27 protein-coding genes are annotated in these 26426 nt (G+C 66.4%); 15 read left to right on the plus strand and 12 right to left on the minus strand.

The genetic code is table 11. The annotated features are described in order from the left end of the window. Nucleotides 1-42 precede the first annotated feature (42 nt). Nucleotides 43-948: a LysR family transcriptional regulator gene (locus tag AB0M24_RS07695; protein ID WP_363762287.1), complete on the plus strand. Its 906-nt coding sequence runs from the start codon at nucleotides 43-45 to the stop codon at nucleotides 946-948. A gap of 286 nt (nucleotides 949-1234) precedes the next feature. Here the strand turns inward: AB0M24_RS07695 and AB0M24_RS07700 are convergent, their stop codons facing one another. Continuing rightward, nucleotides 1235-1561 (minus strand): hypothetical protein, encoded by a 327-nt coding sequence (locus AB0M24_RS07700; protein WP_363762289.1) that lies wholly within the window; start codon nucleotides 1559-1561, stop codon nucleotides 1235-1237. A 934-nt stretch (nucleotides 1562-2495) separates the two neighbouring features. Here AB0M24_RS07700 and AB0M24_RS07705 point away from each other — a divergent pair. Then, nucleotides 2496-4046 (plus strand): hypothetical protein, encoded by a 1551-nt coding sequence (locus AB0M24_RS07705; protein WP_363762291.1) that lies wholly within the window; start codon nucleotides 2496-2498, stop codon nucleotides 4044-4046. Between the two features lie 20 nt (nucleotides 4047-4066). Here AB0M24_RS07705 and AB0M24_RS07710 read toward each other — a convergent pair whose 3' ends face one another. The 5 genes from AB0M24_RS07710 to AB0M24_RS07730 form a co-directional block, all read right to left on the minus strand. Beyond that, a complete protein-coding gene (locus AB0M24_RS07710) occupies nucleotides 4067-4450 on the minus strand; it encodes a hypothetical protein (RefSeq protein ID WP_363762293.1) in 384 nt (127 codons plus the stop codon). Nucleotides 4451-4464: 14 nt separating this feature from the next. Then, complete coding sequence (locus AB0M24_RS07715; RefSeq protein WP_363762295.1) at nucleotides 4465-5085, minus strand: hypothetical protein; 621 nt, start codon at nucleotides 5083-5085, stop codon at nucleotides 4465-4467. 110 nt (nucleotides 5086-5195) lie between these two features. Then, nucleotides 5196-5903 (minus strand): DUF6345 domain-containing protein, encoded by a 708-nt coding sequence (locus AB0M24_RS07720; RefSeq protein ID WP_363762297.1) that lies wholly within the window; start codon nucleotides 5901-5903, stop codon nucleotides 5196-5198. A gap of 216 nt (nucleotides 5904-6119) precedes the next feature. Then, entirely contained in the window at nucleotides 6120-6974 is an 855-nt protein-coding gene (locus AB0M24_RS07725) for a cytochrome c biogenesis CcdA family protein (RefSeq protein WP_363762299.1), read from the minus strand. Beyond that, on the minus strand, nucleotides 6971-7534 hold the full coding sequence (locus AB0M24_RS07730) for a protein disulfide oxidoreductase (RefSeq protein WP_363762301.1): 564 nt from the start codon (nucleotides 7532-7534) through the stop codon (nucleotides 6971-6973). The genes AB0M24_RS07725 and AB0M24_RS07730 overlap by 4 nt, the downstream gene beginning before the upstream one ends. A gap of 230 nt (nucleotides 7535-7764) precedes the next feature. Here AB0M24_RS07730 and AB0M24_RS07735 point away from each other — a divergent pair, with 230 nt between their 5' ends. Both AB0M24_RS07735 and AB0M24_RS07740 read left to right on the plus strand, forming a co-directional pair. Further along, the gene (locus AB0M24_RS07735; protein ID WP_363762303.1) at nucleotides 7765-9264 is read left to right on the plus strand and encodes a vanadium-dependent haloperoxidase; all 1500 of its coding nucleotides are present in this window, start codon (nucleotides 7765-7767) and stop codon (nucleotides 9262-9264) included. A gap of 73 nt (nucleotides 9265-9337) precedes the next feature. Continuing rightward, nucleotides 9338-10252, plus strand: a complete 915-nt coding sequence (locus tag AB0M24_RS07740) for a TIGR03086 family metal-binding protein (protein ID WP_363762305.1) — start codon at nucleotides 9338-9340, stop codon at nucleotides 10250-10252. Here the strand turns inward: AB0M24_RS07740 and AB0M24_RS07745 are convergent. Further along, the gene (locus AB0M24_RS07745; RefSeq protein ID WP_363762307.1) at nucleotides 10220-11158 is read right to left on the minus strand and encodes an RNA polymerase subunit sigma-70; all 939 of its coding nucleotides are present in this window, start codon (nucleotides 11156-11158) and stop codon (nucleotides 10220-10222) included. The two genes, AB0M24_RS07740 and AB0M24_RS07745, sit on opposite strands and share 33 nt — an antisense overlap. A gap of 122 nt (nucleotides 11159-11280) precedes the next feature. Here AB0M24_RS07745 and AB0M24_RS07750 point away from each other — a divergent pair, with 122 nt between their 5' ends. Both AB0M24_RS07750 and AB0M24_RS07755 read left to right on the plus strand, forming a co-directional pair. Further along, nucleotides 11281-11619, plus strand: a complete 339-nt coding sequence (locus AB0M24_RS07750) for a YciI family protein (protein WP_363763039.1) — start codon at nucleotides 11281-11283, stop codon at nucleotides 11617-11619. Next, nucleotides 11616-12842 (plus strand): DUF6596 domain-containing protein, encoded by a 1227-nt coding sequence (locus AB0M24_RS07755; protein ID WP_363762309.1) that lies wholly within the window; start codon nucleotides 11616-11618, stop codon nucleotides 12840-12842. The genes AB0M24_RS07750 and AB0M24_RS07755 overlap by 4 nt, the downstream gene beginning before the upstream one ends. Here AB0M24_RS07755 and AB0M24_RS07760 read toward each other — a convergent pair. Beyond that, on the minus strand, nucleotides 12834-14330 hold the full coding sequence (locus AB0M24_RS07760) for a SulP family inorganic anion transporter (RefSeq protein ID WP_363762311.1): 1497 nt from the start codon (nucleotides 14328-14330) through the stop codon (nucleotides 12834-12836). The genes AB0M24_RS07755 and AB0M24_RS07760 overlap by 9 nt on opposite strands. 231 nt (nucleotides 14331-14561) lie before the next feature. Here AB0M24_RS07760 and AB0M24_RS07765 point away from each other — a divergent pair, with 231 nt between their 5' ends. After that, on the plus strand, nucleotides 14562-15116 hold the full coding sequence (locus tag AB0M24_RS07765) for a hypothetical protein (protein ID WP_363762313.1): 555 nt from the start codon (nucleotides 14562-14564) through the stop codon (nucleotides 15114-15116). 7 nt (nucleotides 15117-15123) lie between these two features. On the opposite strand, the gene AB0M24_RS07770 is transcribed toward AB0M24_RS07765, so the two are convergent. Further along, a complete protein-coding gene (locus AB0M24_RS07770) occupies nucleotides 15124-15495 on the minus strand; it encodes a MerR family transcriptional regulator (RefSeq protein ID WP_363763042.1) in 372 nt (123 codons plus the stop codon). A 55-nt stretch (nucleotides 15496-15550) separates the two neighbouring features. Continuing rightward, on the minus strand, nucleotides 15551-16435 hold the full coding sequence (locus tag AB0M24_RS07775) for an alpha/beta fold hydrolase (protein WP_363762315.1): 885 nt from the start codon (nucleotides 16433-16435) through the stop codon (nucleotides 15551-15553). A 75-nt stretch (nucleotides 16436-16510) separates the two neighbouring features. On the opposite strand from AB0M24_RS07775, the gene AB0M24_RS07780 reads away from it, so the two are divergent. After that, a complete protein-coding gene (locus AB0M24_RS07780) occupies nucleotides 16511-17140 on the plus strand; it encodes a helix-turn-helix domain-containing protein (protein WP_363762317.1) in 630 nt (209 codons plus the stop codon). Nucleotides 17141-17161: 21 nt separating this feature from the next. Here AB0M24_RS07780 and AB0M24_RS07785 read toward each other — a convergent pair whose 3' ends face one another. Continuing rightward, a complete protein-coding gene (locus AB0M24_RS07785) occupies nucleotides 17162-18484 on the minus strand; it encodes an NB-ARC domain-containing protein (protein WP_363762319.1) in 1323 nt (440 codons plus the stop codon). A 137-nt stretch (nucleotides 18485-18621) separates the two neighbouring features. Between AB0M24_RS07785 and AB0M24_RS07790 the strand changes: the two genes are divergently transcribed. Genes AB0M24_RS07790 through AB0M24_RS07805 form a run of 4 tightly spaced genes read left to right on the plus strand, consistent with a single transcriptional unit; the run spans nucleotide 18622 to nucleotide 23798 of the window. Beyond that, on the plus strand, nucleotides 18622-19041 hold the full coding sequence (locus tag AB0M24_RS07790) for an OsmC family protein (RefSeq protein ID WP_363762322.1): 420 nt from the start codon (nucleotides 18622-18624) through the stop codon (nucleotides 19039-19041). An 8-nt stretch (nucleotides 19042-19049) separates the two neighbouring features. Next, nucleotides 19050-20936 carry an FAD/NAD(P)-binding protein gene (locus AB0M24_RS07795; RefSeq protein WP_363762325.1) on the plus strand — a complete coding sequence of 629 codons (1887 nt, stop codon included), beginning with the start codon at nucleotides 19050-19052 and terminating at the stop codon, nucleotides 20934-20936. Further along, entirely contained in the window at nucleotides 20933-22510 is a 1578-nt protein-coding gene (locus AB0M24_RS07800) for a histidine phosphatase family protein (protein WP_363762328.1), read from the plus strand. The genes AB0M24_RS07795 and AB0M24_RS07800 overlap by 4 nt, the downstream gene beginning before the upstream one ends. Then, nucleotides 22503-23798 (plus strand): cation:proton antiporter, encoded by a 1296-nt coding sequence (locus AB0M24_RS07805; RefSeq protein ID WP_363762331.1) that lies wholly within the window; start codon nucleotides 22503-22505, stop codon nucleotides 23796-23798. The genes AB0M24_RS07800 and AB0M24_RS07805 overlap by 8 nt, the downstream gene beginning before the upstream one ends. On the opposite strand, the gene AB0M24_RS07810 is transcribed toward AB0M24_RS07805, so the two are convergent. Next, on the minus strand, nucleotides 23795-24364 hold the full coding sequence (locus AB0M24_RS07810) for a TetR/AcrR family transcriptional regulator (protein ID WP_363762334.1): 570 nt from the start codon (nucleotides 24362-24364) through the stop codon (nucleotides 23795-23797). The two genes, AB0M24_RS07805 and AB0M24_RS07810, sit on opposite strands and share 4 nt — an antisense overlap. 125 nt (nucleotides 24365-24489) lie before the next feature. Between AB0M24_RS07810 and AB0M24_RS07815 the strand changes: the two genes are divergently transcribed. The 3 genes from AB0M24_RS07815 (at nucleotide 24490) to AB0M24_RS07825 (ending at nucleotide 26405) form a co-directional block, all read left to right on the plus strand. After that, nucleotides 24490-24630, plus strand: coding sequence for a hypothetical protein (locus AB0M24_RS07815; RefSeq protein WP_363762337.1), 141 nt, complete (start codon nucleotides 24490-24492; stop codon nucleotides 24628-24630). A 66-nt stretch (nucleotides 24631-24696) separates the two neighbouring features. Beyond that, nucleotides 24697-25137 carry a hypothetical protein gene (locus tag AB0M24_RS07820; protein WP_363762340.1) on the plus strand — a complete coding sequence of 147 codons (441 nt, stop codon included), beginning with the start codon at nucleotides 24697-24699 and terminating at the stop codon, nucleotides 25135-25137. Between the two features lie 104 nt (nucleotides 25138-25241). After that, complete coding sequence (locus AB0M24_RS07825; protein ID WP_363763045.1) at nucleotides 25242-26405, plus strand: FAD-dependent oxidoreductase; 1164 nt, start codon at nucleotides 25242-25244, stop codon at nucleotides 26403-26405. The last annotated feature ends 21 nt before the right edge of the window (nucleotides 26406-26426 follow it).

The raw sequence follows: 26426 nt of genomic DNA on the forward strand, positions 1-26426 counted from the left end.
GGAGCTGTCGGCACGCGCAGCGATAAGGAGCGGTGATCGCAAGTGTCCGGTGTGGACTTACGGCAGCTGCGGTTCTTCGTCACGGTGGCCGAAGAACTCCACTTCGGCAAGGCCGCAGCCAGACTGGGAGTCGCCCAGCCGGCCGTGAGCCAGCAAATCGCCCGACTGGAGCGTGAATGGAACGTGCCGCTGCTCAAGCGGAGCTCTCGCAGGGTCACCCTCACCGAGGCAGGAGATGTGTTGCTGGACGAAGCTCGCTCGGTGTTGAAGTCGCTTGACCGGCTCAGAGACATCGCCGACGGACTTGGCCGAGGCGGTCGCGGAGTGCTGAGAATCGGTGTGGGCAGGGGCCTTGCGAACCGGCTCAGGTCAGGTTTTGCCGTCCTGCGTGCGAACCTCCCCGAGGTGGAACTGGTTCTGGTCGAGGGAACGGATTCGGCTCATGCGGCAGCTGTGGCCGCAGGGGAGTTGGATGCTGCAGTTGTGCGTGGTGACGTGGGAGCGTCGGGTGTCCGTTCCACCCCGATGGAACCCGAGCAGCACTTCGCGGTGCTGGCCGCAGATCACCCAGGTGCGAAACGCGGCGCGGTGAGGCTTGAGGAGGTGGCAGGTCTGCGTTTGCGTCTGCCGGCGCGGGTGATCGATCGCGTGTTGTACGACGCGGTGCACGCTCGGTGCGCTGAGGCACAAGTACCCGTCAGAGAAGGTCGTGACATCACCTCATTGGAAAACGCTCTACTTGAAATCGGTGCCGGTGCGGCAGCGTGGACGGTGGTTGCCAGTGGATCGACAGAAGCTGGGGAGTGGGATCGCTTCCCAGCTGTGGCGGTGCGGCCGCTGAATCCACCGTTAGTCCTCCCCGTTTCCCTTCTGCTGCCTGCGATGGACGACACGCACACGAGATGGCTGTCTGCGACGTTCGCTCCTGGAGTGGCTGGGGAGCAGTAGGGCGGTGTGAAGGTTCCCGTTGCCTGTCGGAATCGGGTCGGATTTGCTGAACTTTGGTGGGGGCAAGGCTTTCTCCTCGGCTGCAGGCGGTTCGAAGAACATCGACGAACCGTCCGGCTTCACCTGGGAACAGCTCAGGGCTCGGCGTTCGTCGAAGCGGGACTTCGATCCAGGTCGTGGAAAGCGCGCCGCACAGGCAGGAAGATCGCCGAAGGATCTCCGACTCCCGGTGTGTCGCCAGCTCACCGGGAATCTGAAGGCAACCCGAGTGGTCTAGTTCCGCCCGTCAGCTCGGCTTCGTCTCGCCGAGCAGACGTAGTACGTGGAAGGGCACTAGTTGGTCGACCAGTTGAACTTTCTGGGGACGACCATCGGCAAAGCCGATCTCGTAGTTCGCGACGCCGAACCAGTCGCCGTCGACGGTTGCGAAACGCCCGTGAAGCCTGCCGTGCACCTCGCCGGTCATGTCCAGGCCGGTCTCGATCACGTGGCGCGGTGCCCCCGGGGCACGGGCGAACAGACGATCCAGCCGGATTCCGACACCAGTGAGCACAGCCCTTCGGCCGTGGACATCATCGCCTTCCCACTTGGTGTGCGGGCTGTTAAGCGCCATGTCCGCCTGCCGTCGTCAACGCTCGGCTCGCGCGAGGAGGAACGAGGTCGAAGTAGCGCTCCTCGGACAGTTCTGCACTGGCGGGAACGGGCGATGTGGCCGCGAGTAGCCAGAAGTCGTCGATGCCGCTGGTAGCGCAGGCGAGGCAGCTGATGCGGGCCTCACCGTCTCGCACGACCGCGCGGAACTGGGAGTGGCCAAGCGTGTGCCGTCCGAGCTTGCACCTCGCCGGCAACAGCGCCACGGGCTGCCCAGTCGAGTCGTACCTGAACGTGAGGTTCCGTCCATTTGGGACTGTTCGAGAAGCTGCCGATCCATGACGCGAGAACCTTTCACCGTGTTCGCACATATGTTCGGTGTGTGCCACGATAGCGGAAAGGGGGCTGGAGTAGGGAGACCTCTGGAAGCTGTGCTGTGCAGATGATGAAGGTTTTGTGGCCCTTCGGTGTCGCCCGCACGGGGGAGATGCCAAACCACCTCATGCTGCGTTGGCTGAAGACCGTCGTGGTGAGCGATGAGGAAAAGGCGCCCTGAGAGGTGTCAGGTGGGGACCGGAAAGACGAACGCGAGTGAACCACTGCTGAAGTGTCGAAATGTGTAGTTGACATCGGAACCAGGGCGTATCGAAGGTCCTGGGAGGGAGTCTGGCGGCGGTCTGTGAGCTGGCCAGGCGGTGTCCGGCATGAAGGTGGCGTGAGTCCGGTCTGCGGCATCTGCACGGAACGTGGGAAGGCCGGTGTCGATGTGAAGGGAGCCCACCAAGCGGGAGAAACCGTGAGGTGCTGAGTACCGATGCGGCATCTGGCTGGCGGACCGGCTCGTAGTAGTGAGGAAGCCCTGGTAATCAGGGCGGAGCGAAGGGACTGACGACCGCTCTCAACTGCTGGGCGAGCTCAGCGGCAACCGCGAGCGTGACGGTGACCTCGCGGCGCGATTGAGCTGGCTGACGGCAAGCGCGATCCATGCCTGCTGCGCTGTTGGCGCCTATGGCCACGCATCCCGTCTCACCGCCTGCATGACGGACGAGTCCGAGCGATCGGCCGTCGTGGCCACGGCCATGCAGATCCTCTGGCAGGAAGAACGCCTAGATCGGGCGAGGGCGCTGCGGAGGTTTCGTCCTTACGAGTGGCTTCCCGACACCGAGCTCGTGTGGGCGGAGGAGCTGCTGCCGACGAGACCACCTGAGATCGGCGAACTGGACAACGGTCTGTCGGAACTTGTGGATCACGACTCTGCTCGTGTGGCAGTGCTGACGGCGGTGTTGGCCTCGCTGGATGGACAGCTGAACCAAGCGGAGTCGACTACTTCGGCGGCGCGGGCGTGTATCGCCTTGGGCGAAGTCGAGCTGGCCAGGCAGATACTTCGGCGGATTGAAGACCGCTCCAGAACGCGGTTCGACGTTCTGGGTCGCTCCGATGTACTCAGATGTGTGGCGCGCGCCGGAGTTCGGACCGGCCGGATCGATCTTGCCAAGGAGGTGCTGACCCGTGCTGGCTGCGACGACGAAGCGACGGCTGCTCGCCTCATGGCGGCCATGGCGGAGGCGAGCGACGCGGACAGCCTGCGCCTGGGTTCCGCGGAATGCGTGGTACGAGGCGCGTTGGACGAGTGTGAACTCGGCCGGGTACTGGCTGTGGCTCGGGCGGTGCCGGAGACCTCGTTGCGTGCTCGGGCCCTCACCGGAGTCCTGCACTACACGATCAACGTCGGTGACTCGAGGTCCGCAACCAAGCTGCTGGAATGGGCCGCAGCGCTGGCAGCCAGCGCGCGGCCTCGATGCCAGGCCGTCGATCGACTTGCCGCGCTGGCTGTCGAGGCAGCCAGGATGGGCCTCCCGAAGCAGGCGGTCAGGCTGGTGGAGAAAGCACGAGACCTGGCTCGAGCAGAACGTTTCAGTGCTACGGGTCATGGACCACTGCTGATCACGGTCGCCGGGGCGGCCGCCGAGATCGGTGCGATTGATCTCGCGGGCCGCTTGATGCTGGAGGTCGACCATGTGAGTCGACAGCTCGGCGGTCATGCCGACTCCATGTTCTCCTTCGCGCAGCTCGCACATCGCACCGGCAACGCCGATCTTGCGGAGATCTGGCTGCGCCGCGCGGAAAGAGTGGCGGACACCCAGACGAACGCCGTGTCCAGAGCATGGTGGATTGCTCAGACCGCCAGAGCTCGTGGCGAGATCGGTGACCTGGCCGGAGCCCGCCGTCTTGTTGAGAAGGCTGAGAGTGTGGCTGACACAGCGGAATCCGCTGCGGCGGGGGGCCGGATCCGCACGCTCGTCGCCAATACGGTCGTGGGGCCGGGAGCACTCGATCGGCCCGAAGCAGCCGATGATGAGGCGAGCAGTTGGGAATCACGTAGCGTGCTGGCGGAGCTGCTGCTGGAGACCTCGTGGATCGCCCAAATCGACGATCTTGCGCGCTCCGACGACAGAATTCTCGGTGCGGTCGTCCACGAGCTCTTCGTCGTCGCAACGAGATCCTGAGAGGGCCGCAGCGCGCGGTCTTACGGCTCCTGTCCTGATTCGCCAACTCGACGTGGACTGGCAGGAGGTAGATCGGCTGCTGTCACCGCTCCTGTGCCACTCTTCGGGAAGATGAACTTCTCCAGACTGGCCTCGAAGCCGAACCCGAGCACCACGGCCTCCCAGAAGCCGATCGTGGTGTCCGGGTTCGCGGTGCGGTAGATCCCGATCAGAACGACGGCGGTCACCAGACTGAAGATGAACAGCGCGCCGTACTTCTTGAGTGCGGCTGTCATCCAGGTGGGCAGCAACGCACCGTCGGCTTCGGCGGGGAACTGCTTGCGCACATAGCGGTACAGGGTGGGATAGACCACCGCGATCGCCACACCCAAGGCGACGGCCGCGATGAGTTCGAGGGTCGACATGGTTCCTCACTTCCTCAGGCGCAGCCGGTGACCGACTCGATTCCCGCGGTCGGGGGTGTGTCATCGAGGTCGGTGGCGGCATGCACCGACGCCAGTCGCCAGCCAGGGTTTTCGCCATCGCTGTGCTGATCGACGAGCACGACGTACACAGGCCGCATCAGATCCTGCGGTTCGTATCCCGCCGCCTCGTAGTAGCCGAACGCGGCACGCAGCCGTTCGCCGCTGATCAACTCTCCGCCGAACGCGGCCAGCGCTTCCCGAGCAACGGTGCGTGGATTGCGCCAACGCCCTCTCAACGACCTTCCCCGTGCGTGGAAAGCGACCTCGAGGCTTCGCGCCGAGCGGTAGTACGTCACCCGGCCACCTGGGCCGACAGGCGCGATGTCGTTGACGTGCAGCCAGTACTCCTCGCCGAGTGCCGAACGAACGCCCAGGAACGCGCCGGACTCCTCAAGCCCCATCTCGCCCTTGATCGCCTGGCGTCCGTCCAGCTCTGCTGCCAGCCGGACGACGGCGTCGGTGACAGCGCTGTCCACCCATCCGTCCAGGCCCCGCAAGCGCAGATGCATGCCACCCACCGTCCACCGGAACCTGGACTCGTCTCCCACCAGCGAGAACGGCTTGGCCGACAGCATCGCCTCTCGCAGGTACGACGTTGGCCTGAGTTCGTATGCCTCGGGAGCGTCTCTGTGCTGAGAGCGGGCCATCCAATCGCCGAGCAGGCTTGGCTCGAAGTGTTCCCACATCAGTGGCACACCTCCGCGGCAATGACAGGTGTGCCGGTCGACCGGGGACAGGGCAGATCGCCGAGCGTCATGTCGTACAGCACCCAGTCGACGTCCTTGTCGCTATCGCCGAATGCGATGGCGATGCCCAGATCTGTTCCCTGGTAGGAGTTGTGATGCACAGCCTGAAGCCACGCCTGCGCGATCGGGTCTCCGGCGATGATCTTCTGGCTGAACTCGAGCCCCCTGCGGGTCGAGTTCTCCGCGACGGTCGCAGCTGATGCGAAGCCGAGCAGCAGCCGCAGCTGAGCGCCGGCTGTCTCCCAAGGGGCTTTCCACCGCGCATGCTTCAGATCGACCAGGTCGCAGGTGTCGAACGTCGCCACCGACGGACCGTTGACACCGAGGTCAGCGCCCGTGATCGGCCATTCGCCACCGTGCAGAATCAACTTGTACTGCGGAGGCGTCGCGCATGTCCCGTGCGACGCGACGTAGAAGAAGTCAACATTGCTCGCCAAGGCGTTATTCGTGCCGTCGAGTTCGGATATGGCCAGTCCTTCGTCGAACTTGAGGAACGTGAGTTCGCTCCCGTCGGCGACCATCTCCTCCGTGACGAACGAGGGTGCCCGGTAGGCATATCGGAGTCTGCGGCAGCGTGCTTGGTTGAGTACGCCGCGGCGAGGGAAGTGCGTGGACCAGCCGACTCCGATACGCAGGTTGTTCGGCATGGCGGCCTCCCTTGTGCCGGGGTTGCCGAGTTCATCGTTGGTTGACCGGTCGATGTGACACTTGGTCAGACTCGAACTGTGCTCACAGCCTGGCCGATCACGACCGATGGCTTGGATCGCTGTTAGTGAGTGCAGATGCGGCGACGCCTGCGCGGAGCGGTGGCGGGCTGTCGCCGTGCTCGATACGACGGGCAGTTCCGGGCCTCAGCGGGGTGATCACCGCGGCTGTTGGCGGGCGTTGCGACGCCTGCGGATGAGGAAGAGACCTCCTGCCAGCAGGACAGCCAGCAGAATCAGTGGCGGCACCGGACCGATGGTGGTGAGCCAGCCGACCAGTGCGCTCTGCACGGTTCCCGCCGCGTCGACGACAGGGTCGGCGGCATCGCCGTTTCCGAGGAACAGGCGTAGTTCATAGACGCCGTAGTACGTGACGTAGAGACCGACCAGCACGAGCAACGCGCCGCCGATGCGAGAGATGTACGGAAGCGCGTTGCGGGCGCGGGTGACGACGGCGCTGCTGGCCAGGGCCGTGGCCACCGCGAGCGCGGTCACGACGAGGCCCATGCCTGCGGCGTAGGCGACGAATGCGGCAATGCCCTCGCCGATGTCGTTGCCTCGCAAAGAAGTGCCGGCGACGGCGAGGAACGGGCCGATGGTGCACGACAGCGACGCGATGGCGTAGGCGACGCCGTAGCCGAACATCGAGCCGAGCCGCTCGTTCGGGGCGCCCTTGCGTGGCTTGGGTACCAGCAGGGTGATCTCACGACCGGCCAGCAGCAGCGCGCCCAGCACCAGCAGCGTGAGGCCGATGACGACTGTGACGAACGGCAGATAGCGCTGCACTGAGGCGAACACCGGTGCGATCACCACGCCGAACAGTCCGAACACGGTGACAAAGCCGAGCGTCATCAGCGCGCTGGACCCGAGAGCGCGGGCCAGCAACTGTGCACGCGTGCGGTCGGCGGAGCCGGTGACGACGAGAGCGAGATAGGCGGGGAGCATGGCGAACCCGCACGGGTTGACCGTGGCCACCATGCCGGCGACCACGGCCACGAACAGGGTTTCGGTCATGTGAGCTTGCTCAGCCGGTCGCGCAGGTCCTGTTCGGACAGTTGGGTGGTGACGACGTCGACCTTGCCGTTCTTGTCGACGAACGCGTAGGCGGGCTGGGCGGTCACGCCGAAGCGTTTCCACACCGCGGACTCGGTGTCGGCGATGTGCTGGAACGACTTCAGGTCGTACTTGGCCACGAAGCCCTGCATCGCTGGTACCTGGTCGAGCGCGGCCACTCCGAGGAAGGTGACGGAGGCGCCGAGGTCCTTCGCGGCCTTGGCCATGCCTGGTGCCTCGCGCTGGCACTTCGGGCACCACGGAGCCCAGAACCACAGCACGGCGGGCCGACCGGCCAGGCTCGCGCCGTCGAAGTTCGTGCCGTCGACCGTCTTGGCGGTGAACTTCAGCTGTTCGGGTACCTCGGCGGTGGGCTGTGCTGAGGTGGACGACGGTGAGGAAGCCGCTGTTGTCGTGGTCGTGGCAGGCGGGGTGGTCGGGGCGGAGCTGGGCTGGGCGCCGCACGCCGTGGCGAACAGGGCGAGCACGAATGCCATGGCGGGCACGCGCGGGGTGGCCATGAGCTGCCTTTCCTCGGATGTGGTGACTGCGATACTGCCCCACCGACGCGGCGGAGGTTATTACGAAACGCTGACGGGCGAGGTGCTCTGCTTTTCATTCCAGGTTGCCTGGAAACCTGGCCTTTTGGCGCCTGCCAAAAGGTCCTCAGAGTTTTGGAAAACGCGTATCCCCGTTCGAGTGAGACGTAACTTAGGTGCAGGGGAGTGAATCTACAACGGGGGAGATAGGAATGTTTGATCGCGTACAACGGGCACTCGACCTGCGCATCGCCGTTGCCGAGATGTCGGCTAGGCGGACAGCCGCGCAGCACGTGAGCAACGGTGAGGAAGAGGACTATCCGAACCGCATCGCCAGCTACAGCAAGGGATTGCCGCACAACGACCTGGGTGAGGTAGACCCCACCGCGTTCGACGCGCTGCGGCACGCGCTGGCGGTTGGTGAGCCGGAGCTGTTCGAACGGATCCCGCTCGGGACAACGGGCGGTCGGCGCCTCACCAACCCGCAGGCGGGTCTGGCGTTCGACCTCGAAGGCGCCGACGGCCAGGCACTCACCATTCGGCCCGCACCGAGGATCGATTCGGCGGAAAACTCTGCGGAGATGGTTGAGCTGTATTGGCAGGCGTTGCTCCGGGACGTGCCGTTCACCCGCTACGACAGTGATCCGCGCGTCGGCGAGGCACTGGAGGACCTCAACGATCTGTCGGACTTCCGCGGGCCGAAGGAACAGAGGGAGGTCACCGCCGGCACGTTGTTCCGCGGCCTCACCGCCGGAGATCTGACCGGTCCCTACCTCTCGCAGTTCCTGCTCAGGCCGATCAGGTATGGCAGCTTGACCATCGACCAGCGGCAGGAGACGGTCGAGGCAGGCGTGGACCACCTCGTCGACTACGACGACTGGCTCGCCGTGCAACGCGGCGCCAAACGTGCGCCACAACGAACGATCAACGGCCTGTTCATCCGCAACCTGCGCGACCTCGCCCACTACGTGCACGTCGACGCGCTTTACGAGGCCTACCTCAACGCCTGCCTGATCCTGTTGGCGGACAACACACCCGTCGATCCGGGCAACCCGTACGTGAACTCGCGGACGCAGGACGGCTTCGGCACGTTCGGCGGGCCGCACGTGCTCAGTCTCGTCACCGAGGTGGCCACCCGTGCGTTGAAGGCGGTGTGGTTCCAGAAGTGGAACGTGCACCGCAGGTTGCGCCCCGAAGCGTTCGGCGGGCGGGTGCACAACCACTTGACCGGCGCCGCCAGTTACCCGATCAACGACGAGGTGCTCTCAAGCGCCGCGGTCAAGAAGGTCTTCGACCTCCACGGTACGTTCCTGTTGCCACAGGCGTTTCCGGAGGGCTCTCCGACGCACCCCGCGTACGGAGCCGGTCACGCGACGGTCGCCGGTGCGTGCGTGACCGTTCTCAAGGCGTGGTTCGACGAGTCGCATCCGGTGCGCGACCCGCAGGTGGTGTCGAAGGACGGCAAGTCGCTGCGCAAGTACGCGGGCGCCGACGCCGATCAGTTGACCGTGGGCGGTGAGCTGACCAAGCTCGCCGCCAACATCGCGATCGGCCGCAACGGCGCGGGTGTGCACTGGCGGTCGGACTACACGGAGTCGGTGAAACTCGGCGAGGCCATCGCGATCAGCGTGCTGCAGGAGCAGAAAGCGACCTTCAACGAGCCGCACTTCCTGTCGCTGACCCGGTTCGACGGCACACGGGTCCAGATCTGACCGATGAGTCCACGCGCTCGACGGGATCAGTCGGGGGAACGGCCGCGTCGCGGCCCGACCACAGGAGCTTCTAGTGGATCCCCGAGAGATCGTTGAGCGGTACTACCAGGCGTGGACGAACCACGCCGGCGACATGACCGGCGTGGCCCTGGCAGAGGACTTCACGTTCCGCGGCCCGGTGGCGAGCTTCGACAGCGCGGACGGGTTCCGCGCGATGGCGAAGCAGGCCGGTGCCGCGGTACGTGAGTTCGCCGTGCGACGGCAGTTCAGCGACGGCGAGGTGGTGTGTTCGATCGTCGACTGGCGGATGGAACCGGTCGACGGGCTGATGACCGCGGCCGAGCTGTTGACCGTGCGCGATGGTGAGATCGTGTCCGGTGAGCTGATCTACGACCCGCGGGCCTTGGTGGCCGGGAGCGTGGTCGACCTCGTCGAACGCGGATACGACAACACGGTGCGCCTGCTCGCGCGGGTCGAGTCGTTCTCCGCGCCGAGCCCGTGTGCGGAGTGGACGGTGCGGCAGGTCGGCAACCACCTCGTCGGCGGCCTGCTGCTGCTCACCCGGATCGCCGAGGGCGAAACGGTGCCCGAGCACGAGTTCGACGCTCAGGCGACCGCCGACAACGACCACCTCGGCGACGATCCGGCGGCGACTCTGCGAGCGGTGGCGGATCGCTCGCTCGCGGCACTGCGCGTTCCCGGGGTGCTGGACCGGCAGTTCCCGTTCATGGGCGGCCGCGAACTGCCAGGTACTGCTCTCGCGAGCATCTGTCTGCTGGAGTCGGTCGTGCACGGGTGGGACATCGCGCGAGGTGCCGGACTCGACTACGAGGTCGGCGACGATGTGGTCGCGGCCGTGCGGGAGTTCGCTCGGGCGACGGTGACCGACGGGAGCCGGGATGGTCAGTTCGGTCCCGCCGTCGCGGTGCCGCCGGATGCTTCCGCGTTCGTCGCGCTACTCGGGCATCTGGGGCGGCGTGCCGGGTAGGCCGAAGTAGCGGAAGATCTCCGGGTCCGGGAAGCCGGTGATCGTGGCGACCTGTCCGTCGGCGATGGTGAGGACCATGATCCCGTAGCCGCGGCAGACACCGTCGTCGGTGGGCAGGTACGCGGCGACCGCGGGGTGGCCGTTCGCCCTCGTCTCGACGAGGGCGATCAGGTCCAGCTTGCCGCCTGCGGGCACGGTTGCGAAGAAGTCGGCGATCGCCTGCCTGCCGGCGAACACGGCCTGCTCCGGGGGCATGTTGAGGATCGCGTCTTCGCGCAGCACCTCGGCCAGCGCTGGAATGTCGCACCGGCGCCACGCGTCCAGGAAGCGGTCCAGGACGGCGCGTTCTTCCGAGCTCAGCGGCACCGCCCGGCGTGCGTGATGGCGTTGCAGGGAGGCGCGTGCGCGTTGCAGGGCGCTGTTCACGCTCGCCACCGTGGTGCCGAGCAGGTCAGCGACCTCCGCACTGCTCCAGACCAGCACGTCACGCAGGATCAGCACCGCGCGTTGCGTCGCGGGCAGGCGTTGCAGCGCGGTGATGAACGCGAGCGCGACGGCCTCGTGCTGCTCGACCACGCTGGCCGGGTCGGGCAGGGCGCAGTCGGGATACGGCTGCAGGTAGGCGACCTCACCGGTGAGGACCGGCTGCCGGCCACGGCGCTGCAGTGCCTTGAGGCTGGCGGTCGTCGAGATCCGGTACAGCCAGTGCAGCAGGGGAGCGCGGCCGGCGTACGTGCCGAACGACTGCCAGGCACGCAGCAGCGTGTCCTGTAGTGCCTCGTCGGCGTCGGCGTACGAGCCGAGCATCCGGTAGCAGTGCAGGTGCAGTGCCCTCAGGTGGGGCGCGACCAGCGAGGTGAACGCGTCGTGGTCACCCGCGCGGGCGGCGACGAGGAGGTCGCTCATGTGGCCACCGTAGACGGCGAGTCTGACAATTTCGGGCTTGGATGTCGAGAACCGGGTGTCCGCTCCGACTGCAGGGCGTGCACCTGGACCGGGTGCCGGCGAAGGGAGCGACGGTGAAGTACATGATCATGATGTTCGGCGGGCTCGGTGCCACGCTGGAGAACCGGACACCCGACTGGATCACGGGCATGCAGGAGCACATGATGAAACTCGACCAGGAGCTTCGTGACTCCGGTGAGCTCGTGGCCAGCAGCAAGCTCATCGACTCGAGCCAAGCGAAGACCGTGCGTTTCCAGAACGGCTTGCCAGTGCCCACGGACGGCCCGTTCGCGGAGATCAAGGAGTCGCTGGCCGGTTACTGGATCATCGACGCCACCGAGGAACGCGCTCTCGAGGTCGCGGCGCGAGTGGTCGAGTACACCGAGTTCCCGATGGAAGTCCGGCAGGTCATGCACCTGTGACCCCGCACGGCCGCATCGAGGACCTGCTGCGCGAGCTTGCGCCGCAGGTCCTTGCCGCGCTCGTGCACCGGCACGGCCAGTTCGACGCGTGCGAGGACGCCGTGCAGGAGGCACTAGCTGACGCGGCGCGGCAGTGGCCGACGGGCGGCATCCCTGACAACCCGCGGTCCTGGCTGCTGACCGCGGCAGGGCGGTCCCTTGTGGACGGATGGCGCAGCGAGAGCGCCCGGCGACGGCGCGAGTTGACGGTTGCGGCATTTGAACCCGGGCACCTCGCGGTGTCTGATCAGGACGACACTCTGGTGCTGCTTTTCATGTGCTGTCACCCTTCTCTGTCGGCGTCTTCACAGCTGGCGCTGACGTTGCGCGCCGTGGGCGGGCTGACGACTGCCGAGATCGCGGCGGCTTTTCTGGTACCTGAAGCCACGATGGCGCAACGCATCAGCCGTGCCAAGCAACGGATCCGCGCGGACGGTGCGCGGTTCGAACTGCCGTCGGAAGCGGAGCGCCCAGAGCGCCTGGCCGTCGTGCTGCACGTGCTGTACCTGATGTTCAACGAGGGCTACACCGCCACCAGCGGACCGCAACTGGGCCGCACCGACCTTACTTCCGAAGCGATCCGGCTGACCCGGCTGCTGCACAGGCTGCTGCCGGCCGAGTGCGAGGTCGCGGGACTGCTGGCGTTGATGCTGCTCACCGACGCACGCCGAACAGCGCGAACGGACGACGCCGGAGCGATCGTGCCGCTCGCCGAACAACGCCGCGGTCTCTGGGACACCGAGATGATCGCGGAGGGTGTGGCGGTGGTGGAACGGACGCTCGGCACCGGCCCGGTCGGGCCCTACCAGCTGCAGGCGGCCATCGCCGCCGTGCACGACGAAGCAGCCGCCGCGCAGGACACTGACTGGCCCCAGATCTTGGCGCTGTACGACGTGCTCATCCAGGTGTCACCAGGTCCAGTGGTCACACTCAGCCGCGCGGTCGCGGTGGCCGAGGTGCACGGCGCACGGGCTGGGCTCGCTGTGCTCGGCACTCTCGATGGCGATGACCGGATGGTTCACAACCACCGCTTGGAAGCGGTGCGGGCGCACCTGCTCGAACAGGTAGGAGACCTCACCGCGGCCGCCGAGTCGTACGTGCGGGCGGCGAGGATGACCTCCAGCCTGCCCGAACAACGCTATCTCGCGGTGCGGGCGGCCAGGCTGTTGCACCGGTCAATGTGAGCCTGCGAGCTGACCGGACAGCTTGGTGTGCAGCTGTTCGCTGTGCTGGTTGAGCCCGATGATCTCGGCGTCGACACCGCGAGATGCGAACTTCGCGACGACTGCGTCGAGCGTGGCGACGGCGGAGCTGTCCCAGACGTGGGCGTCGGAGAGGTCGACGACCACTTTGGACACGGTGTCGGCGTAGTCGAAGGCGTGCATGAGTTCGTTGGTGGAGGCGAAGAACAGCTCGCCGGTGACGGCGTAGACGCGGATGTCGCCGTCGGGGTCGAGCACACTGGAGACATCGACGAGGTGTGCGACGCGGCGGGCGAAGAAGATCGCCGACAGCAGTGCGCCGGCAAGCACGCCGAGGGCGAGGTTGTGGGTGGCGACCACGGTGCCGACGGTCACGACCATCACCGCGGTCTCGCTCTTCGGGGTACGGCGCAAGGTCGAGATCCTGATGCTGGTCCAGTCGAAGGTGCTGATCGACACGAAGACCATGACGGCGACCAGCGCGGCCATCGGGATCAGTGAGACGACCGGTCCGAGCACGAACACGAGGATCAGCAGGAACACACCTGCGGCGAGTGTGGAGAGCCGGGTGCGGCCACCGGACTTCACGTTGATCATCGACTGGCCGATCATCGCGCAGCCGGCCATGCCGCCGAGGAAGCCGGTGGCGATGTTGGCGACGCCCTGGCCGCGAACTTCCGCGCCCTTGTCGGAAGTGGTGTCGGTGATGTCGTCAAGCAGTTGGGCGGTGAGCAGCGACTCGATCAGGCCCACTGCGGCCAGTGTCAGCGCGTAGGGGGCGATGATGGCGAGTGTGTCGAGGGTGAGCGGGACCATCGGCAGCCCGAAGCCCGGCAGCGCGGTGGGCAGTTCACCCTGATCGCCGACGGTGGGCACGGCGATGTGCAGGAACACGGTCAGCGCGGTGACCACGACAATGGCCACCAGCGGCGCCGGGACGACTGTGGTGAGCCGGGGGAGCAGGTAGATGATCGCGAGGCCGAGCACGGCCAGAGCGATGACGGGCCAGCCACCCCTGGTGATGTGGGGGATCTGCGCGGCGAACAGCAGGATCGCGAGAGCGTTGACGAAACCGACCATGACGGTGCGTGGCACGAACCGCATGAGCTTGTGGACGCCGAGCAGTCCGAAAAGGATCTGGAAGGCGCCGGTGAGGACGGTGGCGGCGAACATGTACTCGACACCGTGGTCGCGCACCAGCTGCACCAGCACGAGTGCCATCGCTCCGGTGGCCGCGGAGATCATCGCGGGACGGCCACCGGCGAACGCGATGATGATCGCGATGGTGAAGGAGGCGTAGAGGCCGACCTTCGGGTCGACGCCTGCGATGACGGAGAACGACAGCGCCTCCGGGATCAGCGCGAGTGCGACGACCAGGCCGGACAGCAGGTCGGCTCGCGGGTTGGCGAACCACGTGCTGCGGACGCGCTGGAGCAGGGACGGCCGCGGGGTGGCCCGGAACGAGGACATGAGCACCTCAGGAGATGGCGCGGTACCGCTCAGCGGTGGTTCGCGTGATGAGCACGGGTCAACGTCCTGGTGCCGGTCGGCCGACCAGGACGCGTGGTCTTGGGAGAGGGTTGCGACCACATCGGCGCAACGCGGGCGAACTCTACCGTGACGTGAGGGTAGAGTGCTGTCATCGGGGTGATCGTGAGCAACGTCTCCAACGCGTCCAGGGATCCGGCTAACCTCGGCAGGGTGCTTGATCCACGAGGCCGTCCACGACCGCAGATGCGAACGTTGCTGGAAGCGCTGCGCGAGTACGAGATCGACTGGGTGCTGAGCGGATCGACCGCCCTTGCGGTCTACGGAGTGGACCTGGAGCCCAACGACCTCGACGTCGTGCCAGCGCCGGATCCGGCCAACCTGCGCCGACTCGCGGACCTGCTGGTGAGTCTGGACGCGGTCCCGGCTCACGACCCGAGCTGGCGCGGCGGGCTGACGCTCGAGCAGTGCCGCGCGTGGCGGCCGGAGCCGTTGACCTCGGAACAGCTGGATCATCTGTTCGTGACGCGGCTGGGGATGGTGGATGTCCCGCCGAAACTGACCGGCACCTATGCCCAGCTCAAGAAAGGCGCGTCGGAGCTGGAACTCGCCGGAGTGCCCGTGTGGGTGTGCGACCCCCACGAGGTGCTCGACCGCGTGCCCGATCCACCGCGGCCGAAAGACCTCGCCCGAGCCGAGGCGTACGGAGCCCTACGTGCCCGGCTGGTGCACGACCGGACGCCGCTCGGGCTCGCCCGGTTCTCCTGAACGCCGCTCAACCGGCGGGAAGGTGCGAGCGCAGCGTGGCGGCGAAGTCCTCGGCGATTCCCAGCTGCGTGCGCAGTGCCTGGCACCGTTCCTCCGCGGCGGTCCAGAACCCTGTCAGACGGTGTAGCTGCTCGTCGCGGTCCGGGGTATCGCCGCTGGTCAGTGCGTCGAGAATGCCCAGCAGCTCGCGCATCTCGTCGAGTTGGAAGCCCAGGGGCTTCATTCGCATGATGACACCCAGCCGCTCGACGTCGGGCTCGGTGTAGAGACGGAACCCACCCTGGCTGCGTGCGCTGGGCACGACCAGACCGACTTCCTCGTAGTAGCGGATCGTGCGCAGTGACAGACCGGTCCGTTCGGCCACCTCACCGATCTGCATGTGCTCGCCCACAACATCCCTTCGACGCCGACCGCAAGGGTGGTCTTGGCACACGCTAGTCGCTCCACCAGGCGCGGATCGCGCAGCTCATCTCGTCGGCCGCGTCGGACTGCACGAAGTGACCGGCCCCCTTGACGATGACCGTGGTGTGGTCCGGGAACTTCGCCTCCAGTCGTTCGCGGTCGCCGTCGCCGAACGCCATGTCAGCGTCCGCCCACACGATCAACGCGGGAAGGTCCTGCAGCAACTTCAGGTTGGTCTCGACGTCGGTGAGGAAGTCGCGAGCGCCGGTGATGGCACCCGGCAGGATCGCGCAGGCGTTGCGGCGTTCGGTCGTGTCCAGCGCCTCGCGGTAGTGCTTCATCTCGGCGTCGGAGACCTTGCGGCGGCGGTGCCCAGCAGGGATCAGTGCGTTGACGAACATGTTGAACCGCCTGATCAGCTCGCGGCCGAGGAACCCGCCCATCACGCGGGAAGCCATCTCCGCTTTGAACTCGCCGTTGGTGGGCCACGCCCAGGTGTTCGCGAGGACGATCCGCGAGAACCGGTCGGGCCGCTGCTCGGCGGCGAAGAGCCCGATCGGCCCGCCCCAGTCGTGGCCCACGAGCGTGACGTCCGAGAGGTCCAGGTGGTCCAGGAAGTCCACGACCACTCCAGCGTGGTCGACGGGCTGGTAGCCGTATCCCGACCCGGCGACGGACAGGCCGAAGCCGGGGTGGTCCAGGGCGATGCACCGGAAGCGGTCTTTGAGGGACGCGATGACGTCGCGGTACACGAAGGACCAGGTCGGGTTGCCGTGCAGCATCAGCAGAACCGGTCCGGTGCCCTCGTCGACGTAGTGGACGACGTGGCCGTTCAGGTCGACGAAGTGGCTCTCGAAGGGGAACAGGTCCGCATCCACCCAGGACGGCCGGGCACCTGCGGTGTGCTGAGACGCCATCTCTCGCACCTTCCAGCGCTATAGGAAAGTAAAGTAAAGTACTAGAAGTCAAGCATGAAGGAGTGTGGGCGGCAAATGCCGAAGCGGTCCTACGGTCAGTACTGCGGCCTGGCGAGGGCGCTCGACGTGGTCGGGTCGCGGTGGAGTTTGCTCATCGTGAGGGAGCTGCTGGTCGGCCCGGCCCGGTACGGCGAACTGCTGGCCGGTCTGCCGGGCATCGCCACGAACCTCCTCGCGTCCCGGCTGAAGGAGCTCGAGGAGGTCGGCGTCGTCGAGCGCACTCTCGACCCCGGCAGCAACGGTGTGGCGTACGTCCTCACGCCGTGGGGCAGGGAGCTCCGTGAGACCGTCGGGTCGCTGGTGCGGTGGAGCACCCCGCTGATGATCTCTGGACCGCAGAGCGACACCTTTCAGGGTCGCTGGCTGGTCGTCGCGCTCGACGCGCTGTTGCGCGACCGAAGATCGAAGAAGCCGATGACGATCGGGCTGTCCGCTGACGACGCGGTCGTTGCCGTCCACGCCGACAAGACCGGCATGCGCGTCGAGATCTGCGGCGACGAGCAGCCGGCGACCGTCTTCCACGGCGAACCCGCCATCGTGCTGGGCTTGGCCGCGGGCATGCTGACGGTCGAGCAGGCGATGGCCGCTGGTGGCACGGTACGCGGACGCGAGGCCGACCTATCTGCCGTGCTCGGGAGTGGCTGACCGCGGTGGTGCTTTGTGGACTCAGCTGGCCAACGAGAGATTGCTGTGATGGCGCAGCCGCTCCAACGCTCTGCGGCTGCGGCTGACCGGCTCGTCGACACCGAGCCTCTCCGTGGCGTACGCGCGGACCAGGCCGTGGAAGCGGTAGTGGCCGCGTCCCTCACGTTCCAGCAGATGTGCGGCGACGAGAACGTCGAGGAGTCGTTGCACCGCGCGTACGTCGAGATTGGCCAGTGCCGCGGCCGCGCGTACGTCGAAAGCGTTGTCGGGGTGAAGTGTCAGCAGCCGCAGGAGCCTTCGTGGTTCTGGTGGAAGGACTCGATCGGACAGCGCCAGAGCGTCCCGCAGGCCGCCTTCGAGTGAGAGTGCGGTCATCGGCTCCACATAGTCGTCGAGTGTCCAGCCGGGATGTTCGCGCATGTGACGGCCGATGATGGACAACGTCAGCGGGTGGCCACCCGAGGCCGTGGCGATCTGGATCGCCGGGCTCGTGTCGAACAGGCGTGGCGCGGCGGTGACTCGAAGGAGTTCGAGTGCTTCCGCAGGGGTGAGCGCGGGCAGAGATGCCGAAGGCAGTTTCGGCAACTGCGACCGGCTGGTGATCAACGCGTGGTGGCCGTCGGGCGGCAGCAGAGGTGTGACCTGGGCGGCGTTCGCGGCGTTGTCGAGCACGACGAGTGCGCGCGTTCCCTCCAGCTTTCGGCGGTACAACCTCGACCTGGCGTCGAGGTCGGGCGGAATCAAGTCACCTGGCACGTTCAGCAGTCGCAGAAATGACTCCAGCACCGCTGACGTGCAGGCCGGTGGGCAGATCGGGTCGATCCCGTGGAGATCTGCGAACAGGACAGGGCCGTTCACGTGGCCGAGCCGGATCCACTGATGTCCCAAGTGGACGGCCAAGGCCGTCTTTCCGATGCCCGGCATGCCTGTCAGAGTGACCACGCCTCCGGCCGTGAACCTTCGGAGCAGCTCGGCTCGGCCGACGAACGTCGGCACGTCGGCGGGTAGTTCGTCGAGCACGCTGGTGCAGCTGGTCCCGTCGGTTTCTCCCAGCAGGCGCCGCAGGACCTGGCGCCATTGACCCGTGCGTGCGACGTCTCCGTCGACCAGCACGTCGACTACGGCGAGCATCAGGTCGATGTTCGGACGGCGTCTGCCGGTCTGGAAGCAGTTGCCGACGGTGGAGCGGGCGGGCCACTCGCTGCGCGGCCGGCCCGTCTTCGCCCACGACATGTGGATGCGCCGGGTGATGTCGGTGATCGACGGGTTGCCCGCCTCCACCTTCAACGTGCGTAGTGCCGCGACGTACTCGTCGAGTGTGCGCGGCCGTCCTGGCGTGAACACAGAACGCCCCCTCAGCGAACTTGGAACACTCGTTTCAAGATAGCGGGGATGTCAAGGCTGTTCCAGGAATCGGAACAATTCGTCCAGGATCATCCACGAGTGCCCAGCGGCGGCCGTCTGTCGGACAGGCTGCCGACATGCCAGAGATCAACGTCACGCTCCAGCACGCAGGTGGCACGGTCACGACCGGCCAGGCGCGTTCGCACTCGGTCGTCATCGACCGGCCGGAGGACAAGGGCGGGAACGACAAGGGCCCTATGGGCGGTGAGCTGCTGTTGCTCTCACTGGGCGGCTGCTTCCTCAGCACCTTCCTCGGGTTCGTGAAGGCCGACGGTCATCCGCTCGACGAGGAGCTGGTGAGCCTGAACGTCACGGGCGTGCTCACGCCTGCGCCGACGAGGTTCACCGAGGTGAACGTCGCGGTGACGGCACCGGCGGAGCTCGAGGGGGAGCTCTCCAAGCAGTTCCTGAAGGCCGAACGCGGCTGCATCGTGCACAACTCGATCAAGGACTCGATCAAGGTCGTGTTCGAGTACCGGTGGACAACAGGGGGATGAGGGTGTCAATGGGGGAGATCAAGAAGGTCGTCATCGTCGGGGCCGGGTTCTCCGGGACGCTGACGGCGACCAGGTTGTTGCAGTTCGCGGACTCACCGCTGGAGATCACGATCATCGAGCGCAACGAAGGTGTGCGCGGTGGAGGGATCGCCTTCGGTGAGGCGTCGACGACCTGGAACCACATGCTCAACATCCAGGCCGGCCGGATCACCCTGTACCGGGAACGCGCCGAGGACTTCCTGGAGTGGGCCAACCACGAGGCCGACCGGACGACGTGGCCGAGTCAGTGGAAGTACCACCCTTTCGGGCTCAGCTGCGTCGTCCCGCGGCGCGTCTTCGGTCAGTACCTGACTGAACGGCTGCACGGCACCGTGTCCGAGGCGCGTGATCAGACGAGGTTGGTCGAGCGCACCGGCACCGTCGTGGACGTGCGGCCGGACGGCGAGGGACACCTGGTGCAGTACGTGTCGAGCGACGAAGGGCACGTGCACACCCTGCGTGCCGACTACGTCGTTTTCGCCACCGGCCACCTCGACCCGGTCCACAAGTCGTTCTACGACAACGTGGAGCACTCGGACCGGTTCCTGTTCAATCCGTATGCCAACAGCTCCCGTGCGGTCTTCGGGTCGATCGCGCCGGACGAGAAGGTGTTGCTCGTCGGCTCGGGGCTGACGGCTTTCGACTCGGTGGTGTCGCTGGTGAACGCCGGCCACACGGGCGAGGTCCTGATCTGCTCGCGAGCGGGCTACATGCACGGCACCTACCCCGCCGACCACCAGCACGACATCTGGCAGGCGCGGCGGCCTCCGTTCCTCGACGCCGAGACGCTGACGGCGGACGCCGTGGTCGAAGGCGTCCGGGCCGAGTACGAGTACCTGCGGGGACTGCTGCACGAGACCGACGCCGACGTGGTCGCGGAACGGATCATGAAGGCCTGGGAGCCCTATGTCGTCGAGCTGGCGACGCGGCTGGCCCCGGCGGACGTGCAGATGCTGCTGGACAGGTACAAGAGCCTGATCGTGGCCAACCGCACCAGCACGGTTCCCGCGATCGGCAACGTGGTGCGCAACCGGATGCGTGGTTACAACGGCGCACCGCGCACGATCTCGCAGTTGCCCGCCGAGATCACCGGCATGGTGCTGGACGGCGAGAGGATCAGGGTCTCGTTCAGCGACAGGCCCGACCTCCTGGTGGACCGGGTGATCAACTGCCTGGGCAACACGACCGACTACGGCTCGGCCGGGCACCCGTTGTGGCGCGGCCTGGTGCAGGACCGCGGGCAGGCGCGTTCGCACGGGATCACCAGGCGTGGCATCGAGGTGAGGGGGCACGGGCAGCTGGTCGGGAAGGACGGCGAGGTCAGTCCCACGCTCTACAGCGTCGGCCCGATGCGCCAGGGTGACGAGACATGCCGGCGAGGCAGGCTCGGCGCGTTCGTGTTCAGCATCGGCACGCTGCGCAACCAATGCTTCGACACGGCCATGGAGATGCTGCGGCACATGCGCGCTCCGGAGGTCACCACGATCCCGGAAGAGGTGCAGCACTGCCTCGTCCGCGGCACCGAGTGGCTCGTCGAGCACGTCGGCGCACCGCAGCTCAAGGACAAGGTCCTGGCCCACGCGCAGGAATCGGTGCTGCCGGCGACCCAGGCCTACCTGCAGGCTCAGGAACGGGAGCAACGCGAGAAGCTGCGCCGCGCCATCTCCGACGATCTCACTGAGTTCGCGGCGACGCTCGAGGTCGAGCCTGTGGTCGCGCAGCGGGTGACGTCGCTGCTCGCCCTGCTGGTGGAAAAGCACGTCGTGTTCGCGATGTGCGACATCTCCAGGCTGTCGGAGTGGCAGTCACCGCAGTACACCGAGCTGGTCCGCACCGCGGCGGTGGAGCTGAAGTGACGATCTTCGACCGGCTGTACATGGTGCGGCACGGCGAATCGACCTGCAACGTCGTGCACCGCATCGCGGGAAACCTGGACGCGCCGCTCACGTTCCTCGGGCGCGTCCAGGCCGAGAAGGTCGCGAGCAAGCACCGAGGCCAGCAGTTCGATCGCGTGTTCGTCTCCCCGTTGTCCCGAGCGCACGACACGGCGCGCACAGTCCTCGGCGATCGGTCGGACATGATCGTCGACGACCGGTTGATGGAACGCGACTTCGGCGACTACACGCTCAAGAGCAAGTCGTTGCTGCAGAAGGAACACGGCATCGCCGAGTACGAGAAGGCGATGAACGGCGACAGCGACACGATGTCCGGTGGCGAGACCTTCGAGCAGTTCCGCTCACGCGTGCACGACTTCTTCCTCCGCGAGCTCGTGCCGGCGCTGGAGCGCGGCGAGATCGTGTGCGTGGTCTCGCACAAGTACGTCGTCGAGCTGATCTGCCGGTTCATCCTGGACCGGCCGGTGGAGGAGTCGTACGACCTGCGGCTGCCCAACTCGGAGATGCTGCGAGGCGACCGGATCGCGAGTTACGTCGGCCGGGAGAACAAGCACCGCAACATGTTCTACGACCGGATCGTCGTGCACCACCCGGTGGTGTTCTGTCTCGGCATGATCGCCGGGCTGCTCGGCAACCTCGCCGGGATCCGTGTACCAGCGTCGCCGTACGTCCTGCTCGCTCTGCTCGTGGCGGCCAGCGTGATCACGATGTGCCGCATCGAGATCGAGAGCGCGGGCCGGTACATCACCGACCGCGGGATCATCCGTGCGGTGCTGCTGCGGTACGTGGCGATACCGGTTGGGCTGGCGCTGCTGCTGCACTGGGTTCCGCTTGGCGATGTCGGCTATGCGGCTGTGCTGGTCGCGGCACCGAGCTCGGTGGTGGCGATGACGGTGAGCCGGTGCCTGGGCGGCATGATCGTGCCGGCGTTCGCGCACGTGATGCTGTCCTCGCTGGCGGCGGCCGTGTCGTTCTCCGCGGTGCTGTCCGTGGTGCTCGACCGCAACGTGTTGCTCGCGGTCGTGTTGAGCGTGGTGGCGTCGACCGGAACCGTGCTCGTCTCGTACGCGGTGGTGAAGCAGCTGCGGCGGCGCAGCCCGATCCGGACGGCGAAGTTCGGTGAGCGCAACGCTTATGTCGCCGTGCTGCTGCTGACGGCGTTCATCGTGCTCGTCTCGTTGTCGGTGGACCTGTCGACGTTCTCGACGTACGGGTTCGCGGCGGTGGGGGTTGCCGTCGTGCTGCGCCTGATCTCGCTGCTGTTGACCCGGCGCCGTGACCTGCAGGGGCTCGACGACTACGTGGCGATGACGTATCCGAACGTCTTCGTCGTGGTGATCATCGCGGTGCTCACCGGGCACGCGGCGCTCGCCACTCTCGCGATCTGGTCACTGCTGCCCACGTTCGCACTGTCCTTTTTCGACAGCTGGTACGCGCGGCGCGTCGTGGTCGACGCCGCCGACGAGCGCTGGCTGACCGAACTGCGAATTCCGAAGGCTCGTGCGGCCGTGGAGAAGGGGGGAATCGGTGCTTGAACACACCGATCCGAATCTGTTGCTGGTGTTGAAGGTCTTACCGGCGATCGTCGTGATCCTGGCCGCGTCGTGGGGGTGTGGCCGGTTGGCGTTGATGATCGGGCAACCTCGTGTCCTCGGTGAGATGGTCGCCGGAGTGCTGCTGGGCCCGACGCTGTTCGGGGCCTGGTTCCCCGGTGTGCAGAAGGCCCTGTTCCCGGCCGAGGTCAAACCGGTTCTCTACGTGCTGAGCACCATCGGCCTGACCGTGTTCATGTTCCTCGTCGGCGCAGGCCTCGACCACGGCTCCAAGGAGAAGGGCGAAGGCGGCAAGGCAGCGGCATTGGCGGTTTCCGGAATTCTGCCGTCGCTGGTGCTCGGCGGAGGCGTCGGCGTACTGCTGCACAGCAGGCTGTCGGTACCCGATGTCGGCGTGTTCGAGTTCGCGTTGTTCATCGGTGGCGCGTTATCGATCACCGCGTTCCCGATGCTGGCGCGAATTCTGTACGAGCGGAACCTGCAGAACTCGCGGCTCGGCAAGCTCACGCTCTACGCCGCGTCCATCGACGATGCCGCGGCCTGGTGCTTCTTGGCCGTGCTCACCGCTCTGCACGCCAGCTCGGGCATCAGCAGTGCGATGGTGACGATCGGCCTGGCCGCGGCGTTCGCCTTGGTCATGTTGTTCGTGGTGCGACCGCTGCTGCGACCGGTGGGCGAGAAGGTTGAGAGGACCGGCAAGTTCGGCTTCGACCAGATGTACCTGGTCGTCGGTGTCGCGCTGCTCGCCGGGTTCTGCACCGATCTCATCGGCATCTACTCGGTGTTCGGCGGGTTCATCGCGGGGCTCGCGATGCCGCGAAACAAGGTCTTCCGGGAAGCGTTGCAGGGCAAGACGATGGATGTCGTGTGTGTTCTGCTGTTGCCGATGTTCTTCACGCTGTCCGGCCTCAACACGCAGCTCAACGGCCTGGCGAGCATGGCGTTGCTGGTGCCGTTCGCGCTGATCCTGGTGGCGGGATTCGTGGGCAAGTACTTCGGCTGCGCGCTGTCCATGCGCGCGGTCGGGTTCGGTTGGCGTGAGTCGTTCGCGGTCGGTGGCCTTATGAACGCCCGCGGCTTGATGATCCTCATCTTCATCAACATCGGCCTGGCGCAGAAGATGATCACCCAGGAGGTCTTCTCGATGCTGGTGCTGGTCGCGGTCATCACCACCGCCGGTGCCGTGCCGCTCTACCGATGGGCACTTCCCTCCCGCGTCGAGCAGGAAGTCTTCCTTCTTCCGCCGGAGAAGGAGAAGGTCGCTGCCTAGACCAGGACGCTGAGCGCGGCCTTCACGGTCGCGTTCAGCGTTTTTTGGTCAGTTCCCGCGCGAGAGCGGAGGTTCACGCCATACGCCAGCATCGCGAGCATGTCCGCTCCCTGCGTAGCCGGGATGCGCAACCCAGGTTCACGTTCGAGCGCCGTGCGCAAGGCGGCGCTGAGCTGATCGTGGTGGCGCGCCAGCTCCGCGCTGATGTCCGGGTCGTCGTTCTCCCCGCCAGCGTGCGCGTTCGCGATCATGCAACCCCATCTGGCGTGCTCGCCTGAGCATCGCGTCTTGACGAGGCCCGCGAAGAAGTCGGCGACCGCCGGAAGCCCACGGTCGTCCTCCGCGAGGCGGGCGAAGACCGGTTGTGAACGAGAGTCGACGTAGCGGCGCAACGCCGCGAGGTACAGCTCCCGCTTGCCGCCGAACGTGGAATAGAGGCTCGACCGGTTCACGCCCGTCGCGGTGACGATGTCCTGGATGCCGGTCGACGCCGCACCCTGTCGCCAGAACAACCCCATGACGGAGTCGAGCACGACGTCAGGATCGAAGTGCTTCACGTCGGGCATCGTCGCCCTCCAAACCAACTTGAACCAACCATTCCAAGTTAGCCCTCTTGTCATGACGGCGCAACAAGCGTCCAGGATCATCCATGAAACTCCGCTCGTGAGCTGCGGCGGCTCACCCTCGAGCCATGATTCCAACACTCTGGACCTCGGCCTACGGGCGTCGAGGCAACGCGTTCACCAGGTTCGTCGCCAGGCTTGCGGTCCGCGTCGGCGAGTTCGTACGCGAGCTGTCATGTTACGACCGGGACACGTTCATGAGTCTGTGATCGGCTCAAATGATGCATCACGCAATGTTTGCCATGGGCAAATGTATATGCGGTTATCGTCTGTCCATGGCAGAGGGCGACTATCGGCAGCAGCTTCGGGCGGTTGTCTCCGCGAGTGCGGCACCGCACGGCTACACGCTGACACTGTGGACGGCGGGCGCCATCACGACCCACGCCGAAGGTGGTGTGCCGTCAGCCGTTGACGCGTTGCTGTTGCTGGTTGGCGCGGTCACCGGTTTCGGGGCCGTGGGAGCGCTCGCGTTCGGTGGAGTGAATCGTGTGCTGGACGGTCAAGCTGCTGGTGTCCGGGTGTGGGGCGGTCTGCACCTGCCGTCGGTCGGGGTGAGCATGGTGCTGGTCACGGTGCTGACCTCGGTGGTCCACGGTCATCTCGCGTGGCCTTTGGTCGGTGGCACCGCCACGGTCGCGTACCTGCTCGTGCTGGCGGCGCAGTTTCGAGTGGCGGGTCACTCGGGGCGCACTGAGGAGGGCTTGCCTGGTCGCTGACCCATGTCGGGAGCAAAGCTTGCAGTGTGCAAATGTTGAGACTAGCTTGGGCATGTGCCCAATTCGGGAGGTTGGATCGAACGGGGGTGGTTTCGGTGCGAGCGATGATCGTGGGTGCCGGTGTTGCGGGCATGGCGACAGCGTGGTGGTTGGAACGTGCCGGGTGGGACGTCCTGGTGGTGGAGAGGGCGCCGGAGTTCCGCCGGGGTGGCTACATGATCGATTTCTTCGGACCGGGTCATGAGGTCGCGCAGCGCATGGGTCTGTTGCCCGAGCTCGAACGGCATCGCGCTCGCATCGACAGCGTGACCGCGGTGGACGAACGGGGCAGGCGCCGTAGCGAGCTCGGTGAGGCGACGTACGCCGACGTGGCCGGCGGCATGATCAGTCTGCTCCGTGGAGACCTGGCGGGAGTGCTGCGCGACGGGGTGAGCTCCCCGATCCGGTTCGGTACTACCGCCGAGGCGATTGAGCGCACGGAACACGGGGTCCGCGTGCTGTTGACCAACGGCACCGTCGAGGAGGTGGACCTCCTCGTAGGAGCAGACGGAGTCCACTCACGGGTTCGAGAGCTCGCGTTCGGTCCGGAAGACCAGTTCGTGCGCTACCTGGGCTACCACGTCGCGGCCTTCTCCGGGCACGATCCCGGACTGAGCAGGCGCATCGGCGAGAGGTACCAGATGCTCACGATGCCGAACCGCATGGTCGGCTGCTACGCGGTGGGTGAGGGAGGGTTCGCGTCGTTCTTCCTGCACCGCGAGGAGAAGTGGCAGCTGCCCGAGGACCCGGTGGCCGCACTTCAAGTCCGCTTCGGCGACCTCGGCTGGGTGGTGCCGGAGTTGTTGGCGGCGTTGTCCGGGGACGTCTACTTCGACCAGGCGGCGCAGGTCGAGATGGACCGTTGGCACCGCGATCGGATCGTGCTCGTCGGCGACTCCTGTGGCGCGGTCTCGTTGTTCGCGGGCCACGGGGCCTCGCTGGCGATGACAGGTGCCTACGTACTGGCCGAGGAACTCGCCGATGGCGACGTGGACGAGGCGTTGGCGCGCTATCAGGCGCGGATGCTGCCGCCCGTCACACGCACGCAGGAGTTCGGCCGGCGGTTCACCGAGTGGATGGCGCCCTCGTCGAAGTGGCGCATCAGCTTGCGCGACTGGATGTTCCGGCTCGCGGCTCTTCCGTTCATCCGCACGCGGATCCTGGCTTCCGTGCTGCCGCCCACTGGCAACGTGCTCGATCGTCCACAACAGGACCGCGCGCTGTCCTGAACCCCTGCAGTCCAGAACAGC

Source organism: Lentzea sp. NPDC051838, assembly GCF_040681245.1.
GTDB lineage: Bacteria > Actinomycetota > Actinomycetes > Mycobacteriales > Pseudonocardiaceae > Lentzea.